Source organism: Carnobacterium sp. CS13, from assembly GCF_016653495.1.
Classification (GTDB): domain Bacteria; phylum Bacillota; class Bacilli; order Lactobacillales; family Carnobacteriaceae; genus Carnobacterium_A; species Carnobacterium_A antarcticum.
The window spans coordinates 1,191,523-1,213,248 of record NZ_CP067364.1 but is presented as its reverse complement, the minus strand read 5'-3'; the positions used below and the strand labels follow the sequence as shown (position 1 = coordinate 1,213,248).

18 protein-coding genes are annotated in these 21,726 nt (G+C 38.4%); 1 reads left to right on the top strand and 17 read right to left on the bottom strand.

The annotated features are described in order from the left end of the window. Positions 1–3: 3 nt before the first annotated feature. Positions 4–921 (bottom strand): tRNA pseudouridine(55) synthase TruB, encoded by a 918-nt coding sequence (gene truB, locus JHE06_RS05905; RefSeq protein ID WP_201089845.1) that lies wholly within the window; start codon positions 919–921, stop codon positions 4–6. A gap of 199 nt (positions 922–1,120) precedes the next feature. Between truB and JHE06_RS05900 the strand changes: the two genes are divergently transcribed. After that, the gene (locus JHE06_RS05900) at positions 1,121–1,963 is read left to right on the top strand and encodes a DegV family protein (RefSeq protein ID WP_201089843.1); all 843 of its coding nucleotides are present in this window, start codon (positions 1,121–1,123) and stop codon (positions 1,961–1,963) included. 62 nt (positions 1,964–2,025) lie between these two features. Here JHE06_RS05900 and JHE06_RS05895 read toward each other — a convergent pair whose 3' ends face one another. The 16 genes from JHE06_RS05895 to pyrH form a co-directional block, all read right to left on the bottom strand. Beyond that, positions 2,026–2,622 (bottom strand): hypothetical protein, encoded by a 597-nt coding sequence (locus JHE06_RS05895; RefSeq protein WP_201089841.1) that lies wholly within the window; start codon positions 2,620–2,622, stop codon positions 2,026–2,028. A gap of 116 nt (positions 2,623–2,738) precedes the next feature. Continuing rightward, positions 2,739–3,086, bottom strand: a complete 348-nt coding sequence (gene rbfA, locus JHE06_RS05890; protein ID WP_058918522.1) for a 30S ribosome-binding factor RbfA — start codon at positions 3,084–3,086, stop codon at positions 2,739–2,741. An 86-nt stretch (positions 3,087–3,172) separates the two neighbouring features. Continuing rightward, complete coding sequence (infB, locus tag JHE06_RS05885; RefSeq protein WP_058918521.1) at positions 3,173–5,530, bottom strand: translation initiation factor IF-2; 2,358 nt, start codon at positions 5,528–5,530, stop codon at positions 3,173–3,175. A gap of 15 nt (positions 5,531–5,545) precedes the next feature. Beyond that, positions 5,546–5,851 carry a L7Ae/L30e/S12e/Gadd45 family ribosomal protein gene (locus tag JHE06_RS05880; protein WP_058918520.1) on the bottom strand — a complete coding sequence of 102 codons (306 nt, stop codon included), beginning with the start codon at positions 5,849–5,851 and terminating at the stop codon, positions 5,546–5,548. Next, positions 5,848–6,132, bottom strand: a complete 285-nt coding sequence (gene rnpM / locus JHE06_RS05875; RefSeq protein WP_058918519.1) for an RNase P modulator RnpM — start codon at positions 6,130–6,132, stop codon at positions 5,848–5,850. The genes JHE06_RS05880 and rnpM overlap by 4 nt, the downstream gene beginning before the upstream one ends. Before the next feature lie 15 nt (positions 6,133–6,147). Next, positions 6,148–7,425, bottom strand: coding sequence for a transcription termination factor NusA (gene nusA / locus JHE06_RS05870; RefSeq protein ID WP_058918518.1), 1,278 nt, complete (start codon positions 7,423–7,425; stop codon positions 6,148–6,150). Between the two features lie 33 nt (positions 7,426–7,458). Further along, positions 7,459–7,932 (bottom strand): ribosome maturation factor RimP, encoded by a 474-nt coding sequence (gene rimP / locus JHE06_RS05865; RefSeq protein WP_058918517.1) that lies wholly within the window; start codon positions 7,930–7,932, stop codon positions 7,459–7,461. Between the two features lie 212 nt (positions 7,933–8,144). Then, entirely contained in the window at positions 8,145–12,488 is a 4,344-nt protein-coding gene (locus tag JHE06_RS05860) for a PolC-type DNA polymerase III (protein WP_201089839.1), read from the bottom strand. A 133-nt stretch (positions 12,489–12,621) separates the two neighbouring features. After that, positions 12,622–14,334, bottom strand: a complete 1,713-nt coding sequence (locus JHE06_RS05855; protein WP_201089837.1) for a proline--tRNA ligase — start codon at positions 14,332–14,334, stop codon at positions 12,622–12,624. 70 nt (positions 14,335–14,404) lie between these two features. Further along, a complete protein-coding gene (rseP, locus tag JHE06_RS05850) occupies positions 14,405–15,679 on the bottom strand; it encodes an RIP metalloprotease RseP (RefSeq protein WP_058918514.1) in 1,275 nt (424 codons plus the stop codon). Between the two features lie 12 nt (positions 15,680–15,691). Further along, a complete protein-coding gene (gene dxr, locus JHE06_RS05845) occupies positions 15,692–16,855 on the bottom strand; it encodes a 1-deoxy-D-xylulose-5-phosphate reductoisomerase (RefSeq protein ID WP_236253552.1) in 1,164 nt (387 codons plus the stop codon). A gap of 35 nt (positions 16,856–16,890) precedes the next feature. Beyond that, positions 16,891–17,676: a phosphatidate cytidylyltransferase gene (locus JHE06_RS05840; protein ID WP_058918513.1), complete on the bottom strand. Its 786-nt coding sequence runs from the start codon at positions 17,674–17,676 to the stop codon at positions 16,891–16,893. Between the two features lie 17 nt (positions 17,677–17,693). Further along, a complete protein-coding gene (locus JHE06_RS05835) occupies positions 17,694–18,461 on the bottom strand; it encodes an isoprenyl transferase (protein ID WP_058918512.1) in 768 nt (255 codons plus the stop codon). A 432-nt stretch (positions 18,462–18,893) separates the two neighbouring features. Further along, positions 18,894–19,946 carry a hypothetical protein gene (locus JHE06_RS05830; RefSeq protein WP_058918511.1) on the bottom strand — a complete coding sequence of 351 codons (1,053 nt, stop codon included), beginning with the start codon at positions 19,944–19,946 and terminating at the stop codon, positions 18,894–18,896. 411 nt (positions 19,947–20,357) lie between these two features. Beyond that, the gene (gene frr, locus JHE06_RS05825) at positions 20,358–20,915 is read right to left on the bottom strand and encodes a ribosome recycling factor (protein WP_058918510.1); all 558 of its coding nucleotides are present in this window, start codon (positions 20,913–20,915) and stop codon (positions 20,358–20,360) included. Continuing rightward, positions 20,912–21,640 (bottom strand): UMP kinase, encoded by a 729-nt coding sequence (pyrH, locus tag JHE06_RS05820; protein ID WP_058918509.1) that lies wholly within the window; start codon positions 21,638–21,640, stop codon positions 20,912–20,914. Before pyrH ends, frr begins: the two co-directional genes overlap by 4 nt. Positions 21,641–21,726: the final 86 nt, after the last annotated feature.

The window sequence follows — 21,726 nt, the reverse complement described above, 5'->3', positions numbered from 1 at the left end:
CCTCTATTGAAATGTACGTAAACCTTTGACCGGTTTTAAAAGATTTTCCTTAGTTGGGTGTTTATCATAAATGCTCCATGCTTGATTTTGGTACATAACAGCCACTGGAAAATCGATTTGTTCTCCAAAAGCATCTAAAGGCAGCACAGCTCCATTTTTAACTTTATCCCACAAGGGTTGATCGATGTTGACCGAAGCAAGTTCTTTCAGTCCATACTCTAATGGAAATAAGGCTTGTTGAATGGTTTGATCATCCATTTTTTCAGCAACTTGATTTAACGTCAAACAATCGCTGGCTTTAAAAGTGCCGCTTAAGACACGGGTTAAATCAGACATATGTGCTGGGTAACCGAGAGCCAAGCCCAAGTCGACGGCTAAGGTGCGAACATAAGTCCCTTTCCCGCAATCCACCTCAAATCGCCAAGAAACTGTATGCTCTATTTCGTTTAATACAGGTTCAGTGGTTCGAACAAAACGGTTGATTGTGGCTTTTCTGCTTGGTCGATCAACGGTTTCACCAGCCCGTGCATATTCATACAACCGTTTCCCGTTCACTTTAACTGCAGAAAACATAGGTGGAATTTGAGTAATAGAACCTTCCATGGCGGCCATTGCTTGATCAATTGCTGTTGTCAAAGGCATTTCATTCACCTGAACACGTTCTACAATATCGCCGCTGCTGTCTTCAGTTGTCGTTGAAAATCCTAAAGTAATTTCACCGATGTAGCCCTTACCAGTCTCCATCATGTATTCCACAACTTTTGTAGCATTTCCGATACAGATGGGTAAGACACCGTCTACATCTGGGTCTAAGGTTCCGGTATGACCGATTTTTTTTGTTTTTAATATTTTTCGTAGTTTAAATACGCAATCGTGACTCGTCATGCCACGTTCTTTCCATAATGGGAGAATGCCTTCCATGTAAAATCCCTACTTTCCATTTTTAACTTTACCAGTATACCATATTTTAAAGTACCGCGAAAACTCCTAAGAGAATCTTGTGCAAAACGATGTTTCCTCCTTTATAATAAGAGGTATAAAATAATACCTAATTTATTCTAATGAATTAAGAGTAAAAGCCCTAAACCAAGAAGGTATGGAGGAATGAGGAGGAGTCAAAATGAAACCAATAAAAATTGTTACGGATTCAACCGTTCAATTATCAAAAGAAGAACAAGACAAATACAATATTACGATCGTGCCGCTTACTGCAATGGTAGAAAATGTCGTTTATTACGATAATTTAACGGTAACAAAACCAGAATTTTTGCAGAAAATGTTAAACAGCCCTGAATTGCCAAAAACATCTCAACCGGCTGTCGGAAAATTTACTGAATTGTTTAATGAACTTGGCGCGGATGGAAGTGAAGTTCTTTCAATCCACGTGGCGGGTTACTTAAGTGGAAGGTATATGTCAGCCGTACAAGGTGCTAGTCTATCGACGGCCAAGGTCACAGTTATCGAGAGTGGTTTTCTCGATCGGGCAATGGCCTTTCAAGTTTTGGCGGCAGCTGAGATGGCTAAAACCGGTGCCGCAATGTCCGAAATAGTATCTACTTTAGAAGAGGTAAAATCAAAAACTACTTTATATGTCGGAATCGTTCATTTAGAAAACTTGATCAAAGGTGGCCGAATGAGTCAAACACTGGGACGTATTTCTAATTTTTTAAACATGAAACTGATTTTAAGCCTCACACCAGAAGAGATTACTCTTTATACAAAAAGCCGTGGAATGAAATCTTTACGCGGCAAAGTAGATGCAATTATTGGAAAAATGAAAAGTTACCCCGAAATTAAACAAATTGGCATCAGTCATGTGGGAATGTCCAGTTTTACTGAAGCCACCATCAAAGAGCTTAAAGAACAATTTCCGGATGCTGTTTTTTATGTAGCTTATGCAAGTCCAACTCTTATGACACATGCAGGAAATGAAGCTTTTGCTATTTCCTACCTAACGGATTAATTTTTTTGTAAAAAACGGCTGCCTTTCGAAATAGAAAGGCAACCGTTTTTATTTTTATTACCTTACTTTTCAATCACAATAAACTCTTTTTCGCGCATTTCTAATAATAAAGGATTCTTTTTAACAGCTTCCCAGTTAACCGTTCGTCTAAATTGTTCGCGTTCTGCTTCTTCGCCATCCCAACAACTATAAAGCTCTACTTTATTCGTATCTTCAAAACAATTGTTTAGGATATACATCAACCCTTGTTGTTGCGTAGCATTCACTTCACGTGCATCGTCCATCATTTTAAGGTATTCCATCACATTTTCTGTTGTAAAACCATCTGGCACTTCCGAATCATTTTCAATCGGTTCCCAAACAGGAAAATCGGATGTCTGGTAAACAAATGAAGAACCAAAATGTTTCAAAATAGGTCCTGTTTGCACTTGCTCAAGAATTTCAAAAGTCCCCACAATTTCTGCTTCTTTGTCATAAAATTCAATTTGATCCATTGTAATAGTCTCATCTTGCGTTTGGTTTTGAATGTATTTCAATACCATTTCATCTGTTACTCCTGGATCTAGAGTATCACGTGCAATTAGTGCTACGGTATTTGTATTTTCTGGAGCGTGTGTTGGTAACACTTTTTCCACACCAATATAAGAATATAAAGTCAATTCGATTGCCTCCTAGTCATTAATGAACCCCTAAAGTATAGCAGATTTTCTGATTTCTACCTAGTAACCTTAACAAAAAAAGACAAAGTGAGTAAAATCACTTTGTCTTTTTAAGTCTAATCTTTATTTAAATCACGTAATAACTCATCGATACGGCTACCGTATAAAACAGATTCATCACGTTCAAATTTTAATTCTGGGGTCTTATAAAGCGTTAAGCGTTGACCTAATTCTCTTCTAATCAAACCAGAAGCTTTGTCCAGACCTAATTGAACATTTTCAAGGTCGCTTTCTTTTTCAGATAAAATACTGTAATAAATCGTCGCTTGTTGCAAATCACCCGTGACTTTAACTTCAGTAATCGTCACATTTTCCACACGCGGGTCTTTCACACGTTTAGTCAAAATGTCATTTACTTCTTTTTGGATTTCTTGTGCAACTCGACCAACTCTAAAATTTGCCATGATTGCCCCTCACTTTCTTTATTAAGCCCAGTTTTGCTTCTTTTTTATCAGCTATTTTGGGCACTCGTTTTTGGGAAACCTAGTGGTTATTTATGTTTGATTTCAACCATTTCATAAGCTTCAACGACATCGTCTACTTCAATCTCGTTATAGTCCTTAATCATAAAGCCACATTCAAAGCCTTTTTTAACTTCTTTAGCATCATCTTTAAAGCGTTTCAAGCTAGCTAATTCACCTTCAAAAATAACGATGTTATCGCGAATCAAGCGAACACTGCTGTTACGTGTGATGTGACCATCGGTTACGAACCCACCAGCAATTGTACCAACTTTTGACACTTTAAAGGTTTCACGAACAACAACTTGACCTGTAATTTGTTCTTCATATTCTGGATCCAACATACCTTTCATTGCGGTTTCAATTTCATCAATCGCATTGTAGATGATACGGTGGAGACGAATATCAATTTTTTCTTGAGCCGCTTGGTCCTTAGCTTGAGGTGTTGGACGGACATTGAATCCAATGATAATAGCATTACTTGCGGCAGCTAGAGTAATATCACTTTCATTGATTGCCCCAACAGCTGTATGGATAATCTTAACGCGCACACCTTCAACTTCAATTTTTTGTAAACTTGAAGCTAAGGCTTCAGCTGATCCTTGTACATCTGCTTTGATAATAACATTAACTTCTTTCAATTCTCCTTCTTCTAAACTAGAGAAGAGGTTATCTAATGTTACACGATTTGTTGTAGAGCGTTGATCAGCCATTGCTTTTTGAGCACGGGATTCGCCTGCTGCACGTGCAGTTTTTTCGTCTTCAAATACCACGAATTGATCGCCTGCTTGTGGGGCGTTGTTCAAACCAGTAATTTCTACTGGAGCAGAAGGTCCAGCCGTCTTCACACGACGGCCAATTTCATTGACCATTACACGAACACGTCCGTAAGTGTTTCCGACAACGATCGGATCTCCGATACGTAAAGTCCCTTCTTGAACAAGCAATGTAGCAATAGGCCCTTTGCTTTTATCTAAACGAGCTTCGATTACTGATCCGATAGCTAATCTTGTAGGATCAGCTTTTAAATCTTCAACTTCCGCAACTAATAAAATCATTTCTAAAAGCTCATCCAAGTTTTGACCAAATTTCGCTGAAATTTCAACAAAAATCGTGTCTCCACCCCATGATTCAGGAACTAAACCGTACTCCGTTAGTTCTTGCATGACGCGTTCTGGATTAGCTGTTGGTTTATCAACTTTATTAACAGCGACAATAATTGGAACTTCTGCTGCTTTAGCATGGTTGATTGCTTCAACAGTTTGTGGCATCACACCATCATCTGCAGCTACAACAATAATAGTGATGTCCGTTACATCCGCACCACGTGCACGCATCGTTGTAAACGCGGCATGTCCTGGTGTATCTAAGAACGTAATCGTTTTTCCATTAGATTCAACTTGATAAGCACCGATATGTTGTGTGATTCCGCCTGCTTCTCCTAAACTAACTTTCGTGTTTCGCAATGAGTCTAGAAGTGTTGTTTTACCATGGTCAACGTGCCCCATAATCGTTACAACAGGAGGACGTGTTACTAGATTTTCTTCGATTGGTTCTTGTTCAAAGTAAACATCCAAATCAGAAACATCCACTGCAACTTTTTCTTCAGCTTCTATGCCGTATTCAGCTGCAAGCAATTCAATTGCTTCTTTGCTCAAGCTTTGGTTCAACGTAGCTACAACGCCTAAAAGGAACAGCTTTTTAATGATCTCTGCCGGTTCACGGAAAATACGTTTAGAGATGTCTGCTACAGTCATGCCATCTGAGTAAACCAGTACATCTGGTAATTCTTTGAACTTACGTGGTACTGGTGGAGCAACTGGTTTCGTTTCGCCTTTTCTGCCTTTTCTTTTACGCTTGTTAAAACCACCGTGAGTTCCTTGTGAACCACGATAAGGTCCACGTCTGTTTCCGCCGGGGCCTGCTGCTGTCGTGCGTTGTTCTGCAGGGTTAGTCGTGCGTTTTACAACCGGTTGTTTAGCAGTTTTATCTGTGGCTGTACTTGCTGGACGACTAGTTGTTGATGCAGCTTTTTTGTTGCCAGCCGGTTTAGCGCTTTGTGTTGGCTTAGCACTGTGTGTTGGTTTAGCTGCTGGTTTAGATTTTGACGCTGGTGTTGCTTGGTTATTGGATTGATTCTTTTGATTTACTATACCCTTACCGCCTTTTTGTGTTGTATTTTTTTGTGTTTCTTCTTGTTTTTTCATAGCACTCGTATTCCTTTTCGTGTTTGCAGCAAATATATCATTTAGCTTCGCAACTTGTTTGTCTTCCATTGAAGACATGTGACTATTGTAAAGTATTCCTAATTCTTTAGCTTTTTCGATAACTTTTTTAGTAGGAACATCGTGTTCTTTTGCATACTCGTACACACGCAAATTAGCCATGTTATCACCCTTCCGTTAATTTAATAATAATTCCCGGAGTTTTTTTCCAAAGCCATTATCGGTCGTAGTACATATCGTGCGTTCTTTCCCAACAGCCTGACTTAATTCAGATTTTGTAAAGTGAATAGCTATCGGAATTTGATAATGACGACATTTATCCGAGATTTTCTTTATCGTTTTTTCACTAGCATCAGAAGCAACAATGACCATCTTCGCTTGTTCTTTTCTGATTTCTTTCAAAGTTAAATCTTCTCCAGTTACTAGTTTACCAGCTTTCGTTGCCATACCCAAAAGGTTTAATGTTTTTTGGTCATTATTCATAAACTCATCCGCGCTTTCTGATGGGTTACGTAATCCATCAATTCTTGATAAAACGCATCAGTTAAAGTTGTTTCAAAAGTCCGATCAAGAACATGTTTGTCCCATGCAAGTTGAACAACGACGGGGTCGATAGACACATAAGCTCCGCGGCCGGGTTTTTTACCACTTGGATCAATGCTGATTTCGCCTTCTTTGTTTTTCACAATACGAATCATTTCTTTTTTAGGTTTCATTTCATTTGAAACAACACATTTGCGCATTGGCACTTTACGTTTTTGCATCTAACTCACCTCTTGTTATTCTTCGACATGATTTTCATCTTCTGCTAGTTCAATCATTTCTTCGGCTTCTTCCGAATCTAAGTTGCCTTCTTCTACATCATCATCAATTCTAAGGTCAGATTCTAAATCTTCTTGATCTTCAATTGATTCGATAACATTTTCAACATCGATTGCTTCTTCAGCACTCATTGTTTCTTCAAGACTCTCTGCATAATCTTCTGTACGTTCTAGCCCAGTTTCTTCTAAAGCTTCAAGCGAAGCTTCCATATCAGATTCTGATTTGATATCGATTTTAAATCCTGTTAATTTTGCAGCCAAACGAGCATTTTGTCCACGTTTACCAATTGCTAAAGAGAGTTGGTAATCAGGAACTACTACTACACAGCTGCCTTCTTTTTCATTGAATGTCACGTTCACAACTTGAGCAGGGTTCAAAGCATTCGCGATAAAAGTTGCTGGATCGGCGCTCCATTCAACAATATCCATGTTTTCACCTTTTAACTCACTTACGATTGCTTGCACACGTTGCCCTTTCGGTCCAACACACGTTCCAACTGGATCAATATTCTCATCTCTTGACATCACAGCTATTTTAGCTCGGTCACCAGCTTCACGTGCAACGGATTTGATTTCAACGATTCCATCATAAATTTCTGGAACTTCTTGTTCAAACAAACGTTTCAATAAATCAGGGTGGCTTCGGCTTACAAAAATTTGCGGGCCTTTAGATGTATTTTCAACTTTCGTGACATACACTTTGATTCGATCATGCGGTTTGTATACTTCATTTGGTATTTGTTCTTGTTTCGATAAGACTGCTTCTATTTTACCTAAATTTACATAAATATAGCGATGGTCTTGGCGTTCAACAATCCCTTGCATAATGTCATTTTCGTATGTGATAAACTCATTGTAAATGATGTTTCGTTCAGCTTCACGAACGCGTTGCATAATAACTTGTTTTGCTGTTTGTGCAGCGATTCTACCAAAGTCTTTAGGAGTTACTTCGAAACGAATCGTATCGCCTAATTCGTAAGCCTTATTAATATCCAAAGCTTCTTCCATGCTGACTTCTAAACGAGAATCAAATACCACGTCTACCACTTCTTTGACTGAATAAACGTGCATGTTCCCTTTTTTCATATCAAATTCGACTTCAACGTTTTGGGCTTGACCATAATTTCGTTTATATGCTGAAACTAACGCAGCTTCTAATGCATCGATTACGATTTCTTTTGCAATCCCTTTTTCTTGTTCTAAGGTGTCAAGAGCATTCAACATTTCTTTGCCCATTTCATTTTCTCTCCTGTCCGCTTACCATTTAATTTAAAATTGAATCGCTAACCTAGCTTTTGCAATTTTTGCACGATCAAATTCAATATCTTTTACACGTGTTTTGATACGTACTGTCAAAGTCAGTGTTTCGTCAGATACTTGTTTTAAGGTACCTTCATATATCTTTTCGCCATCAACGGGCTCATACAACGAAATATGAATATATTCCCCAATGGCTTGAACAAAATCTTCTTCTTTTTTCAGAGGCCTTTCAGCTCCCGGCGAAGATACTTCAAGGAAGTAAGCTTGCGGAATCGGATCTGGATTTAGTGCATCCATTTTTTCGCTGATCTTTTCACTAACTAAAGCACAATCTTCTAAATCGATTCCTGATGGTTTATCAATATACACCCGTAAAAACCAATTTTTTCCTTCTTTAACAAATTCTACGTCAACTAATTCAAATTGAAATTCGTTGACGATGGGTTGGACAATTTCAGTAACCGTTTCAACCACACTACTCAATTTCATCGCCTCCTTTTAGATACACACATACCTGACTGCCGAAAAAGAGTGAGCGTCGCCGCTCACTCTTTACAGGATATCTAAATACATTAGTAGAATAACATAAAAACCTAAGTTAAGCAACAAATCCGCTTAATTTCAAACTTTTTATCTAACCAGAAGAAGCTTTAAGGAAGCTCTTTTCGCTCATTAATTCATCTGTTATTTAACGGTTAGAATAAATCAAATAACGAAAGCTGGTTTTCGTCTGGCATACCTTGTAAAACATTGTTCTCATTCATATATTCAATAACGGTTTTAGATACTTTTCCTCGTTTGCTTAAATCTTCTTTTGAGAGAAACGGCTTGTCTTGTCTGGCTTCAACGATCTGCTTAGCCACGTTAGCTCCCAGACTTGGCACCGCTCTGAAGGGAGCAATCAATGAATTGCCTTCGATCACAAAATTTGTCGCATCTGATTTGTCTAAATCAATCATTTTAAATGTGAATCCTCGTTCAACCATTTCGTTAGCCAACTCTAAGACAGTTAAAACATTTTTCTCTTTCGTAGAAGCATCTAATCCTTTGTCCGTAATTTCCTTCATCTTAACTTTAATAGCTTCTTTTCCTTGGCACATCGCAACCAAATCAAAATCAGCAGCACGCACTGAAAAGTAAGCTGCATAGTACAAGATAGGAAAATGGACTTTATAATACGCTACCCGCAGAGCCATTAATACATAGGCTGCCGCATGGGCCTTAGGAAACATATACTTGATTTTTAAACAAGAATCAATGTACCATGCCGGAACGTTTTCTGCACGCATGGCTTTTTGCCAATCTTCCGGAATGCCTTTTCCTTTACGAACAGACTCCATGATTTTAAAAGCTAAACCGTCTTCAACGCCATTGTGCATGAGGTAAACCATGATATCATCACGACAGCCAATCACTTCTGATAGGGGAATGTTTTTTTCACGAATCAGTTCTTCGGCATTTCCTAACCAAACATCCGTCCCATGTGACAAACCCGATATTTGAAGCAGTTCTGCAAATGTATCAGGTTTGGTTTGTTCCAACATTCCACGTACAAATCGAGTTCCAAATTCTGGAATCCCTAATGTACCGGTTTTAGACTGGATTTGTTCGGGAGTTACACCCAATACTTCAGTTCCTCCAAAGATACGCATCACTTCCGGATCGTCTGTTGGAATCGTCAAAGGATCAATACCTGATAAATCTTGCAACATTCGAATAACAGTAGGATCATCATGACCTAGTATATCTAATTTCAAAACATTATCGTGAATCGAGTGGAAATCAAAGTGAGTCGTCTTCCACTCAGAATCTTGTGCATCGGCTGGAAATTGGATAGGCGTAAAATCATATACGTCCATGTAATCTGGAATAACAATAATACCGCCGGGGTGTTGTCCGGTTGTTCGTTTAACGCCTGTTGACCCTTTAGCCAATCGGTCGATTTCTGCAGCTCGGTAACTTAAATTTTTATCTCGCTCATAAGCTTTTACATAACCGAAAGCAGTTCGATCTGCTACGGTACCAATCGTTCCAGCACGGTAGACATATTCATCCCCAAAAAGAACCTTGGTGTAATCATGCGCCTTAGCTTGGTAATCCCCTGAAAAGTTTAAATCAATATCCGGTACTTTGTCTCCATTAAACCCTAAGAACGTTTCAAAAGGAATATCGTGACCGTCTTTATGCAAGCGAACACCACAATGAGGACAAGCTTTTTCTGGCAAATCGTATCCTGAACCTACTGAACCATCTGTAAAGAATTCTGAATATTTGCATTCAGGGCAGCGATAATGAGGCGGCATTGGATTAACTTCGGTAATTCCAGTCATAGTAGCAACAAAACTGGAACCCACTGATCCACGGGAACCTACTAAATAACCGTCAGAAACGCTTTTATGCACTAGTTTCTGTGAAATCAAATAGATAACGGAGAAACCATTGCCAATAATACTGGTTAATTCTTTTTCTAATCGTTGTTCGATAATTTCTGGTAAGGGATTTCCGTATAACCGATGTGCCTCATTGTAGCTTAATTGGCGAATTTCTTCTTCAGAACCTTCAATTTTCGGCGTATATAAATCGGTTTTAACAGGCGTCATTTCCTCAACCTGATCAGCGATCATTTGTGTGTTTTCAACGACGATTTTATGTGCCGCAGCTTTCCCTAAAAAGTTAAATGCTTCCAGCATTTCATTAGTGGTTCTAAAATGTACCTGAGGCAGTTCTGCACGGTTCAACGGATTTGCTCCGCCTTGTGAATTGATTAAAATTTTCCGGTAAATATAGTCTTCTGGATTCAAGTAGTGCACGTTTCCAGTGGCTACTACCGGGACAGCTAATTCATCGCCTATTTTCACCATATTTTGAATGATTTCTTCTAAATCCGCTTCAGTCGTTACTAATTCTTGTTCAATCAAAGGTGCATAAACTTCTTTCGGCATGACTTCAATAAAATCATAAAACTTTGCTTTGCTCTTCGCTTCCTCATACCCTTTTTGCATCATTGCTCCAAAAACTTCTCCTTGACTACAAGCAGAACCAACGATTAGCCCTTCACGTAATTTTGTTAATTCAGAACGTGGAATACGAGCATTGCGGTAAAAATATTGAGTCATGGATAAAGATACCAATTTAAATAAATTTTTCAACCCGGCTTGGGTAGTCGCGATGATCGTTGCATGGAAAGGACGAGCACGCTTGTAAGCATCCCCTTCGCCGATATGATCATTTAACTGATCATGGTATAACATTTGATGTTCTTCATGCGCTTCTTTTAAAAACAACCAGCATAAATACCCAGTTGTTTCAGAGTCGAAAATAGCTCGGTGATGTTGCTCTAAGCTGACACCATATCTCTTAGCCAATGTATTTAACCGGTGGCTTTTTAATTGAGGATGCAAGAATCTGGAAAGTTCTAATGTATCAATGACCGGATTAACAGCTTCTGGAATGCCGTAACGCGCATTACTGGTGTTTAAGAATCCCATATCGAAACTGGCGTTGTGAGCAACTAGAATGTGTCCATCAGCGAATTCTTTAAACAACTTCAAAACTTCTTCTTCTGATTTCGATCCTCGTACCATTTCATCGGTAATACCTGTCAGGTTGATCGTAGTTTGAGATAAAGGATGCCCTGGATCTATAAAGTGTTCAAATTTTTCAATAATATTCCCTTTGTACATTTTAACAGCTGCTAGCTCAATGATTTTGTTATAGACAGCTGACAAACCAGTGGTCTCTACATCAAAAACCACATAAGTAGCTTCGGCCAATTCAATGTGTTCGGCGTTATAAGCAATTGGGACACCGTCATCCACAATATTTGCTTCAATACCGTATAAAATTTTTATCCCATGTTTTTTCCCAGCATGAAAAGCATCTGGAAAAGATTGTGCCCCTGCATGATCAGTGATAGCTACAGCTGGATGTCCCCACTTAGCTGCTTGAGTTACTAAATCAGTGACGTTATTCGTAGCGTCCATTTGACTCATGTTGCTATGCAAATGCATCTCAACACGCTTGTCTCCTTCAGGCGCAGTATCTTGACGGTCTTCATGAAAACATTCAGTAATGTCTTGCGCATTCAAAACTAAATCACGCATAAAGTTGTCTTCTTGAACACTGCCGCGAGCTCTGATCCACATGCCTTTTTTTATGGCAGCAAAAGCCGCTTCATCTTCTGGAGAATTTGAAAACTTTTTCACAGAAAAAGAAGACGTGTAGTCAGTGATTTTGACGATCATAATTTGACGCTCAGATCGCAAGACACGGATATCCACATCAAAAACATACCCTTCAATGGTAACGCGTCTTTCTTCTTCCACAATTTGGTCCATTTGTTTGATTTCTTCTTTGTCCGAAATTTTTCGTCCTAACACAACAGGACCGTTAGCAATGGTTTCTAAGCCTAACTCTTTGTTGCGTTTCTTTTCTTCTTCCGCTTTCATCAAGTTTTCTCCGGCACGTACGCCTAAAAGTGCATCGGCTTCTTCTTTTTTCGCTTTAAATTCAGCCAATTTTTGGTCATGTGCCGCTTCGTCGATAATAGGTTCTATTTTAAAAACAGGAAAACCAAACGTTTGGTACACTGCTTCAACAGGCGGTAAGTATTGGTTGATTAAATGACCTTTGACGACTTCATTTTCAACTAAAAACAAGATTTTTTTCCCTTCCAACATTGGAAATTGTTCTTGGAAAGGACGGTTGCAAATCGGTGAAGAAACGCCGCTTTTTTTAACAGCCATAGGCCAATAATGTTCTAACTTTTCAATAGTTATGTTCGGTTGGTTCGTTTCAATAGAAATAATAATGGAAGCAATTGAACTAAACGCCAACTGGATTTTTTCCGTTAAACTTTGATAAACTTCGAAAGGTAAAATATCTTCAAATTGGAACTGAAAATGCCACGTTTTAGATAATTTATGCACAGTCACTTTTTGTATTTTTCCTTTTTCAAAATAAGGTTGGTAACTCATTTCTTGGTGTAAGCCTATTTGCTCCAGTAATTTTTGAAACAGTTCTTCTTGATTTAAACTCATGAGGTACTCCTTTCGATTGCAGATAAGCACGGTTTCTTAAAAAATTCTATTCCTTTGTAAAAAGAAAGCAAAGGAAGCACAGACAAGACAAAACAAAAATTGTCTTTGTATGAACTCCCTTTTCCTTTTAAACCTAGTTGTTCTCAGAATTTAATAAAATACTCATTGTGGCAATCATTTCATCTTTACGAACTTCAAGCATTTCGCCTGTTTTATGAATTTTCACTTCAACAATATCTTCAGCTGCCTTTTTCCCAACTGTAATTCGGATAGGCAAGCCCATTAAATCAGAATCCGCAAATTTTACGCCGACGCGTTCTGTACGGTCATCCATCAGAACTGAAAAACCAGCTTCTTGTAAAGACTCGTATAAGTCTTCTGCTAAGTTAACTTGGTCTTCAGACTTCATGTTAACAGGTACCAAATGCAATTCGTATGGCGCTAACTGGCGAGGCCAGTTCAAGCCGTTTTCATTTCCTCGTTGTTCTGCAATCGCTGAGAGTAAACGGCTGACACCGATACCGTAAGAACCCATAATGACTGGGGTAGAACGCCCATTTTCGTCCAACACTGTCGCTTTCATGGCTTCACTGTAACGAGTACCTAGTTTGAAGATATGCCCGATTTCAATTCCTCTAGAGAATTTCAAAACACCATGTCCGTCAGGCGATAATTCGCCTTCTTGAACAAGACGCAAATCTAGATACGTTTCAATCGTTGTATCGCGTTCAGGGTTAACATTTGTATAGTGGTACCCTTCTTCATTTGCACCCGCCACTGCATTTGTCATGTCTTGGACATATAAATCGCCTAACACTCGGATGTCTTTATCTACTCCTACTGGTCCAATGGAACCAAAATTTACCCCTAGGTATTGAATGGATTCTTCATCTGTTGCCATTTCTAGAAAATCAGCATCTAAGAAATTCTTTAATTTCACCTCATTGACTTCATGATCCCCACGTATAACAACTAATACTGGTTTCTCATCAGCAATGAACAATAAGCTTTTCATAACGTCGCTAGTTTCTGCTTTTAAGAAAGCTGCAACTTCTTCGACTGTTTTACTGTCAGGAGTGGCTACTTTTTCTAATTCTTTTTCAACATCATGTGATTTTTTACGTATGAAAAAGCTTGTAGCCATTTCTAAGTTTGCTGAATAGTCACTAGCATCCGAATAAACGATTGTATCTTCGCCAGCATCTGAAATCGCCATAAACTCTTTTGAGTCGCTTCCGCCCATAGCTCCTGCGTCTCCAATAATGTCTCTAAATTCTAAACCGCACCGTTCAAAAATTCGCTTGTATGCTGCTTCAAAATCTAAATATGTTTTATCTAAACTCTCATAGCTATCATGGAATGAATAAGCATCTTTCATAATAAATTCGCGCGTTCTCAATAATCCAGAACGCGGACGCTTTTCATCTCGAAACTTTGTTTGAATTTGATACAGCGATAAAGGCAAGCGTTTATATGAATTGATTTCATCGCGTATCAATGTTGTAAAGGCTTCTTCATGCGTTGGTCCTAAAAGAAACTCACGACCATGGCGATCTTTCAGCTTTATCAAATCTTCGCCATAGGTCTCATATCGGCCGGATTCTTCCCAAAGTTCCCGTGGCAAGAGCGAAGGCATCAACATTTCCACCGCATCAATTTTTTCAAACTCTTCTCGAATGATGGTTTTTATTTTTTCTAACACACGATTTGCTAATGGCAAGTAACTATATACTCCACTAGAAATTTGTCTGATGTAACCGGCTCTCAATAATAACTGATGGCTTAATACTTCAGCATCATTAGGCACCTCTCGTAACGTTGGCACAAATAATTTGGATTGTTTCATAACTAACCTGTCTCCTTTATTTATCTTCAAATGAATCCGACTTTCTTCTAATTCATTTGGTTCTATTTATCTATTTAAAAAAATACGTTTGAATATCGTTCCAAGTTACTAATACCATAAGCACCAACAGCAACCCTACACCAATCAGTGTAATAATGCCTTCTTTTTCTTGGCTAAGCGGTTTGCCTCTTATACCTTCGATTAGGTTTAAAAGAAGTTTACCGCCATCTAACGCTGGAACGGGCAATAAGTTGACTATTCCTAAGTTGACACTCAAAACAGCTAACCAATTTAAAACACCCAAAAATCCCATTTTTACAACAGCTTCGGTTGTTGCATAGATAGCAACCGGCCCGCCGAACATATCAACAGAAAAACCTTTGGTGAACATCGATCCAAAAACACTGATAATTTGTATGATCAGTGACCAAGTCGCTGTGAAACCGAAAGCTAATTTAGCGCCTATCGAAGTATCCAATGAAGCTTGAACTCCAATCAGTCCAATTTCTGTGCCGTCGCTTTGTTTGCTGCTCTCTGGAGTTACAACAACTTGTTTAGCTGGTTCCGTTCCAGATTCCACGGTAAACGTTAAGGGTTTCTCAGGATTTTTTTGGATTATTTGCACCATTTCATTCCAATTGGCCACTTTTTGATCATCAATTTGAGTTACTCGGTCGCCTTCGATCAAGCCCGCTTGTTCAGCAACACTGTCTGGAGTAACCGGACCTAATTGATTTTCTTGGCTGACTACGCCCCCTTGCAAAAAGGCCATAACAATAAAAGCTACAATGGCTAAAAGTATATTATTCATTGGTCCGGCAAAATTAGTCATCATGCGTTGTGGCAAACTGGCTGATTGAAATTGGACATCTATCGGAGCAATTTGAACTTCAGTACCGTCTTCTTCAATCAACATGGCATCGCGTTTTACGCTGTACCGGACTGTTTCAGTTTCATTACCAGCTAAATATCCTTCAATGTACAGTTCTTTTTCTAAATCAATTGCACTAACTTCCAACGGAACTGCTTCTAGAAGTTGTTTTTTCTTATAGGTATTGATGGTTGTGACTTCATCTTGCTGATTCAATATGATTCCAATCGGCATACCCGGTTTAATTTCAGTTTCTTCCTCATAACCTGCCATCCGTACATAACCACCGATCGGTAAAATACGAATGGTAAAAGTTGTTTCGTCTTTACGGTAAGAAAATATTTTTGGCCCAAAACCAATAGCAAATTCTCTTACTAAAATCCCTGCTTTTTTAGCAAAATAGTAATGCCCAAATTCATGGAATATAACTAAGACACTAAACACGAGTATAAAGGTAATAATTGTAGTGACCATTAAATCTCTCCTTTAAATCCAACTGGATACTCTTTTTCTTGTTTCTTCGTCAACCGCTAAAAGGGTCTGTAAATTTGGGTTCTTGATCGTCTTTTCATGATAAACTGCTTGGCTGACCAGCTCTTCGATTTTCAGAAAAGAAATTTTCTCTTGTAAAAAAGCCGCTACCGCTACTTCATTAGCGGCATTCATCGCAGTGGGAGCAGTTCCTCCCATTTTGCCAGTTTCAAAAGCAAGTTGCAACAACGGAAATCGTTTAAAGTCCATCTTCTCAAAATTCAACTGGCCAATAGCTGATAAATCAAATGGTTTAGGATTTTTAATGGGCATCCGTTCAGGGTAGCCCAACGCGTACTGAATGGGTTCACGCATATCACTTGCACCCATTTGAGCCTTTACTGTGCCGTCGACAAATTGAACCATAGAATGAACAATGCTTTCCCGATGTAAAACAACCTTAATATTATCATAATTCACATTGAATAACCACTGAGCTTCGATAACTTCCAGCCCTTTGTTCATCATTGTTGCTGAATCGATCGTAATTTTTTTCCCCATTGACCAATTTGGATGACGTAACGCCTCTGTCACTGTTACATTTTTCAGCTCTGCACGTGTATAATCTCTAAAACTGCCTCCAGAAGCTGTAATAAACAGCTGGCTCACTTTATTTGCATCTTCTCCCTGCAAACATTGAAAAATTGCTGAATGTTCACTATCTACTGGAAAAATACGAACCTTTTTTTTCTTAGCCAATCCCATTACTAATTCCCCTGCCATGACTAAAGTTTCTTTATTAGCCAAGGCAATTTCTTTACCTGCTTCGATAGCCGTTAAGGTCGGAACGACGCCAACGCTACCCATAATAGCAGTAACAACAGTATCGACTTCTTCTAATGCGGCCAGTTCTGACAATCCTTCCACACCATATGTAAACGTAATAGCGGGATAGTCAGAACGCAGCTGCAATGCCATAGCCCTTGTTCCAACAGCTACCATTTTTGGTTTTAGCAACTCAATCAAAGCTCGGCCTTTTTGACTATTTTGATAGAATGAGAAAGCCACAATTTTAAATCGATCCGGATAAGCTCGCACGACTTCTATCGTATTCATTCCTACTGAGCCTGTCGCACCTAATAAACAAAGTTTTTTCATGACAATAAAAGCAGTCATCATTAACTGACAACTACTTCCCCACTTCCTTTCATGAATTAAATCAGTGTCAGTAAATGCAACACTGGTAAAGCAAATAAAATACTGTCAAAACGATCAAGAATGCCTCCGTGACCTGGCAATAATTTACCAGAATCTTTTACTTGATAATGACGTTTAAAAGCAGACTCCACTAAGTCTCCTAATTGTCCAGCAACAGATATTACAGCTGCCAACAACATACACCAACCTAATGAAAAATCTAACGGATAAATCATGAAAAACAACCCCGCGACTACGATCGCACTAACTATACCACCAACTGAACCTTCAATGGTTTTATTTGGGCTGATACTAGGAGCCAATTTGTGTTTTCCGAATTGCCGGCCAAATAAGTACGCTCCGATATCGGTTGCCCAGACGATAAATAATGCTAATAATAATAATGGCAAACCTTCTGATCGTATCAATAAAAAATATTTAAAACCATAACCAATATAAATCGAACCTAAAATAGCAACAGCAGCATCATCGAAAGTAAAATGATTTTTTGAAAAAACTGTAGCAACCATCAAAATCAATCCGCAAATGTAAAACCATGTTTCTATAGAATAAATTGAAGTGAGCATGGACCAGCGCTCAACAGGCAGCAAAATGAGCAGTAACGCTATACTAGCAACTAGACCTTGAATGGAAAAAATCGTGTGTCCTTTCATTCTAATTAATTCATATAACCCAATTAACCCCAGTAATGCGACAACAATTTCTAAAGGCCATGCCCCCAAGTAAACGATGGGTACAAAAACGATTAGAGCGAGTACCGCTGTAATAACTCTTTGTTTCAAAAAAACTTCCTCCTAATCTATAATCCACCAAAACGTCTATGACGTTTTTGGTAAATTCCAATCGCTTCTTCTAAAGCTGTTTCATCAAAATCAGGCCATAATGTTTTTGTAAAATAAAATTCACTATAAGCATTCTGCCAAAGCAAAAAATTGCTGATTCTTTCTTCTCCGCTCGTCCGAATCATATAGTCAACATTTTGATAGTCTCCTAATTCAGCGGTCATCAATTGTGATTCAAAAGTAGAATCATCAATTTCTTCTATCTCTAATTGGCCATTTTGAACTTGTGCCGCAATTCTTTTTGTTGCTTCCAACATTTCGCTACGGCTGCCATAATTTAAAGCAAAATTTAGGATCATGCCTGTATTGTTTTTAGTGTCTTCAATTGCTTGATTAACTGCTTTACGTGTATGTACTGGCAATTGATCCGTAAATCCAATAACTTGGACTTTAACATTTTCTTTAATGAGGTCTGGTACAAAAGCATCAAAAAAATCAACAGGCAATTGCATCAAAAAATTCACTTCCGGATCTGGACGTTTCCAATTTTCAGTTGAAAAGGCATATAGAGTCAATACCTTTACACCTAATTGACTTGCACGCTTAGTTATTTTTTTGACTGTATTCATTCCCTCACGGTGACCAGCTATTCGTGGCATAATTTTTTTTTGCGCCCAACGGCCATTGCCATCCATGATGATCGCGATATGTTGAGGAATCTCTTCATTCTCTTTGAATAACGATTCGGTTTGTTTCTTTTTCCTTTTTCCAAAAAAACTCTTCAAGTAAAATCCTCCAGTTCATTGCTCAACTTACATTATTATAACACGAAAGGTATTATGGTTTTCAATAGCTTTCTACTCTTACTAGATAAGCTTTCGTGAACACCATACTTGTAATAGTTTATACTATGGCTAACATAAAGTATAGTACTTCTATCTTCTTTTAATAGAAAAATAACTTATAGACTCTCAAGGAATTTGCCTTATTTTCCTTTCTAAGCTCTAACAAGCAATACACTGATTTCGTCTAACAAATAAAAACTAATGAACTTTTTTTGCAGTCTGTTGCCGATATCTCTTTTTTAAGTGCAATATATTTAAAAGCGTGTCTTATGTATATGTAGTAACCAAAGAACAAGCGAAAGTAAAGGCTGCTTTACTTTCGCTTGTTCTTATATTCTTATAAAATGATTATTTGCTCAGTCATTTTTCAATTTACATTTTCTCTTCATTATGTCCTCTTACAAAGTTTGAGCCCCATAAACCGGATAGAGATGTTACGATCATGCCTAACAGCAAAGCGACAAATCCCCAGATAGAAGCTTTGGCAGTAGCATCAGATGCTTCTTCTGCTTTTACTCTAGCTTCTTCGATGGTTTGATCGATTTTTTGTTGAGCTTCTTCTATGCTTTGAGAAGCTTGGTTTATTTTTGTTTCTGCCTCTTTAGAAGCGGATTGTGCAGCATTGTAAATATTGTCGGTAGCTTCTTGAGCTTCTTCTTCATTTAAATCTGTATTTGATTCTACAGCATTAGCTATCGCGTCTTTATCAACAGAATCTGTAATTTTTTGTGCGCGGTTTTTTAGAGAGTCCGTTGTAGAAGAAATAATCTCATCAGAATTTTCAGGATTCACTGCCAACTCTTTTCCTGCTTCAACGATTTCATCTGTAGCTGCACTTAATTCGTTATTGATGTAATCTGGTTGTAATTCTGGAATATCTGTATCTTTCAATACATCATTTACTTGAGTTTCCATTTCGTTAGTATCAACTTCGCCTACATTATCAATGATTTTGTCAAAACTGTCTGAAACAACATCGCTGGCGCTAGAAGCAACAGTAGCGGCCCCTTTGCCGGTTACTGAAAATACACTGCCTAAAGCTGAGCCAACAGCCGAGAATACGCCTGCAGTCAAATAAGAAAGCATGACTAATAATACCAGTACACTTGTGGCCCAAGTCAGAAATCCATGTACCATCCCCACTCGACGTGAAGTAACCCCTGCTATAAACCCAGCTGCCATCAAAGAAAGAACAAAAGTGACAATCGTCCAAATAATCAAACCAGTACCCACTCCATCGAATGGATGATTAGACGTAGGTTCTACTGTTCCAAAGCCAATGGCTGATCCAATCAAAGAGAGTGTAAACAAGCTCGCCAAAAACGTCACCACTCCTGCAAAAACAGCAGACCAAGAGATATTAAAACCAGCTTCACCATCCTCCACTAAATACCTTCTGAAACCTTTAGATCTTTTTTGTTCCATCTTTATTCAGCTCCCCATTCTAGAATTTATGACTCTATTTGTTGTTTAAAATAAGCATAAAGCCTTTGGAATGTAACAGCAATCTTTTTGCTCCTCCTTACTTATTTTCCTGAAAGAATTGAATCAGAAATAAAAGAGCGTAAAACAAACCTTAAGTTTTTTGCTTTGAATTAAAAAATGGTATACTTTATTCAGGCAGCAAACTTGTCTTAAGATTCATGGGGAGGGCTCAAAATGAAAAAACAGTTAAAAAGAATTATTGTGAGTTTTATCGTTTCGGCTATAGCCGCAAAGGTAACTTCTTATTTCTTAAAAGAAGATGAACCTGAAACAAAAAAATAATGCAAAAAACACCTCACGACCCTTCAAACAGGTTGTGAGGTGTTTTCCTTCTCTCAAAAAGAAGAAAAATTAAACGTCTAACAGTTCTTTTTCTTTTTCTGCAGCAATTGCATCAATATTCTTAATGCTTGCATCCGTTAATTTTTGAACATCTTCTTCATAGCCATGTACATCGTCCGACGTTAATTCTTTATTTTTTTCAGCTTTTTTCAATGCATCAATCGCTTCACGACGAACATTTCGAACCGAAACTTTTGTATTTTCAGATTCTTTGCCTACTTGTTTCGCTAGCTCTTTCCGTCTATCTTCTGTTAGTTGCGGAATCACTAAGCGAATAATATTACCGTCATTATTAGGGCTGATTCCGATATCGCTTTGCAACAAAGCTTTTTCAATATCTTGAAGCGCTGTTTTATCAAAAGGCGTAATCATTAATACCCGTGGTTCTGGTATCGAAATTTGAGCGATTTGATTCAATGGAGTTGGAATCCCATAATAAAGAACTTGGATACGGTCCAATAGACCTGCATTGGCACGTCCTGCGCGGATCGTTCCCAATTCGCGTTGGAAAGCTTGTTCTATTTTAGTCATTTTTTCTTTAGTTTCAGTTAATAACTGTGTACTCATACTCTTTTCCCCCTGACTGTAGTTCCGATCGTTTCGCCTAAAGCGACCCGTTTAATATTGCCTGACTCATTTAAATTAAAAACAACCAATGGAATATCGTTGTCCATACTTAGCGAGCTAGCTGTGGTGTCCATCACTTGAAGACCTTTATTGATAATCTCTAAATGAGTCAGTTCCTCATATTTAACTGCTGAACCATCTAATTTAGGATCAGCTGAGTAAACTCCATCAACGTTGTTTTTAGCCATTAAAATAACATCAGCACCAATTTCTGCTGCGCGTAAAGCTGCTGTGGTATCTGTTGAGAAGTAAGGATTTCCTGTACCTCCTGCAAAAATAACGACACGGCCTTTTTCAAGGTGGCGTTCAGCTTTCCGTCGAATATACGGTTCAGCGATTTGTCGCATTTCAATTGAAGTTTGGACTCTTGTTGGCACCCCTTCGTTTTCAAGACAGTCTTGTAATGCTAAAGCATTCATGACCGTAGCAAGCATCCCCATATAGTCTGCTTGAGCGCGTTCCATTCCCATTTCAGAACCGACTTGCCCGCGCCAAATGTTTCCACCGCCGACTACAATAGCAATTTCCACGCCTAAATCATGTACTTCTTTAATTTCTTGACATATTTTTTGAATCGTCGGTGGTTGAATCCCAAAACCTGAATCTCCAGCTAAAGCTTCTCCACTGAGTTTTAAGACGATACGTTTATATTTTGGTTCGATCATACTTTTTTCCCTCCATTGGCTCTTACACTCTTTTTAGTTTACCATATCTCGCTAAAAACTTCATTTATAATTCCTAAGAATAAGCG

Excerpts from the sequence above, each read along its gene's own strand:
- nusA (WP_058918518.1), bottom strand. The coding sequence starts at position 7,425 with ATGGGCAAAGAAATGTTGAATGCTCTTGACACCTTAGAACAAGAAAAA.
- rbfA (WP_058918522.1), bottom strand. The coding sequence starts at position 3,086 with ATGGCAAATTTTAGAGTTGGTCGAGTTGCACAAGAAATCCAAAAAGAA.
- JHE06_RS05860 (WP_201089839.1), bottom strand. The coding sequence starts at position 12,488 with ATGAGTTTAAATCAAGAAGAACTGTTTCAAAAATTACTGGAGCAAATA.
- truB (WP_201089845.1), bottom strand. The coding sequence starts at position 921 with ATGGAAGGCATTCTCCCATTATGGAAAGAACGTGGCATGACGAGTCAC.
- frr (WP_058918510.1), bottom strand. The coding sequence starts at position 20,915 with ATGAGTACACAGTTATTAACTGAAACTAAAGAAAAAATGACTAAAATA.
- infB (WP_058918521.1), bottom strand. The coding sequence starts at position 5,530 with ATGGCTAATTTGCGTGTGTACGAGTATGCAAAAGAACACGATGTTCCT.
- dxr (WP_236253552.1), bottom strand. The coding sequence starts at position 16,855 with ATGATGACTGCTTTTATTGTCATGAAAAAACTTTGTTTATTAGGTGCG.
- rseP (WP_058918514.1), bottom strand. The coding sequence starts at position 15,679 with ATGGTCACTACAATTATTACCTTTATACTCGTGTTTAGTGTCTTAGTT.
- rnpM (WP_058918519.1), bottom strand. The coding sequence starts at position 6,132 with ATGCAAAAACGTAAAGTGCCAATGCGCAAATGTGTTGTTTCAAATGAA.
- JHE06_RS05855 (WP_201089837.1), bottom strand. The coding sequence starts at position 14,334 with ATGAAACAATCCAAATTATTTGTGCCAACGTTACGAGAGGTGCCTAAT.
- JHE06_RS05880 (WP_058918520.1), bottom strand. The coding sequence starts at position 5,851 with ATGAATAATGACCAAAAAACATTAAACCTTTTGGGTATGGCAACGAAA.
- JHE06_RS05830 (WP_058918511.1), bottom strand. The coding sequence starts at position 19,946 with ATGGAACAAAAAAGATCTAAAGGTTTCAGAAGGTATTTAGTGGAGGAT.
- pyrH (WP_058918509.1), bottom strand. The coding sequence starts at position 21,640 with ATGATCGAACCAAAATATAAACGTATCGTCTTAAAACTCAGTGGAGAA.
- JHE06_RS05900 (WP_201089843.1), top strand. The coding sequence starts at position 1,121 with ATGAAACCAATAAAAATTGTTACGGATTCAACCGTTCAATTATCAAAA.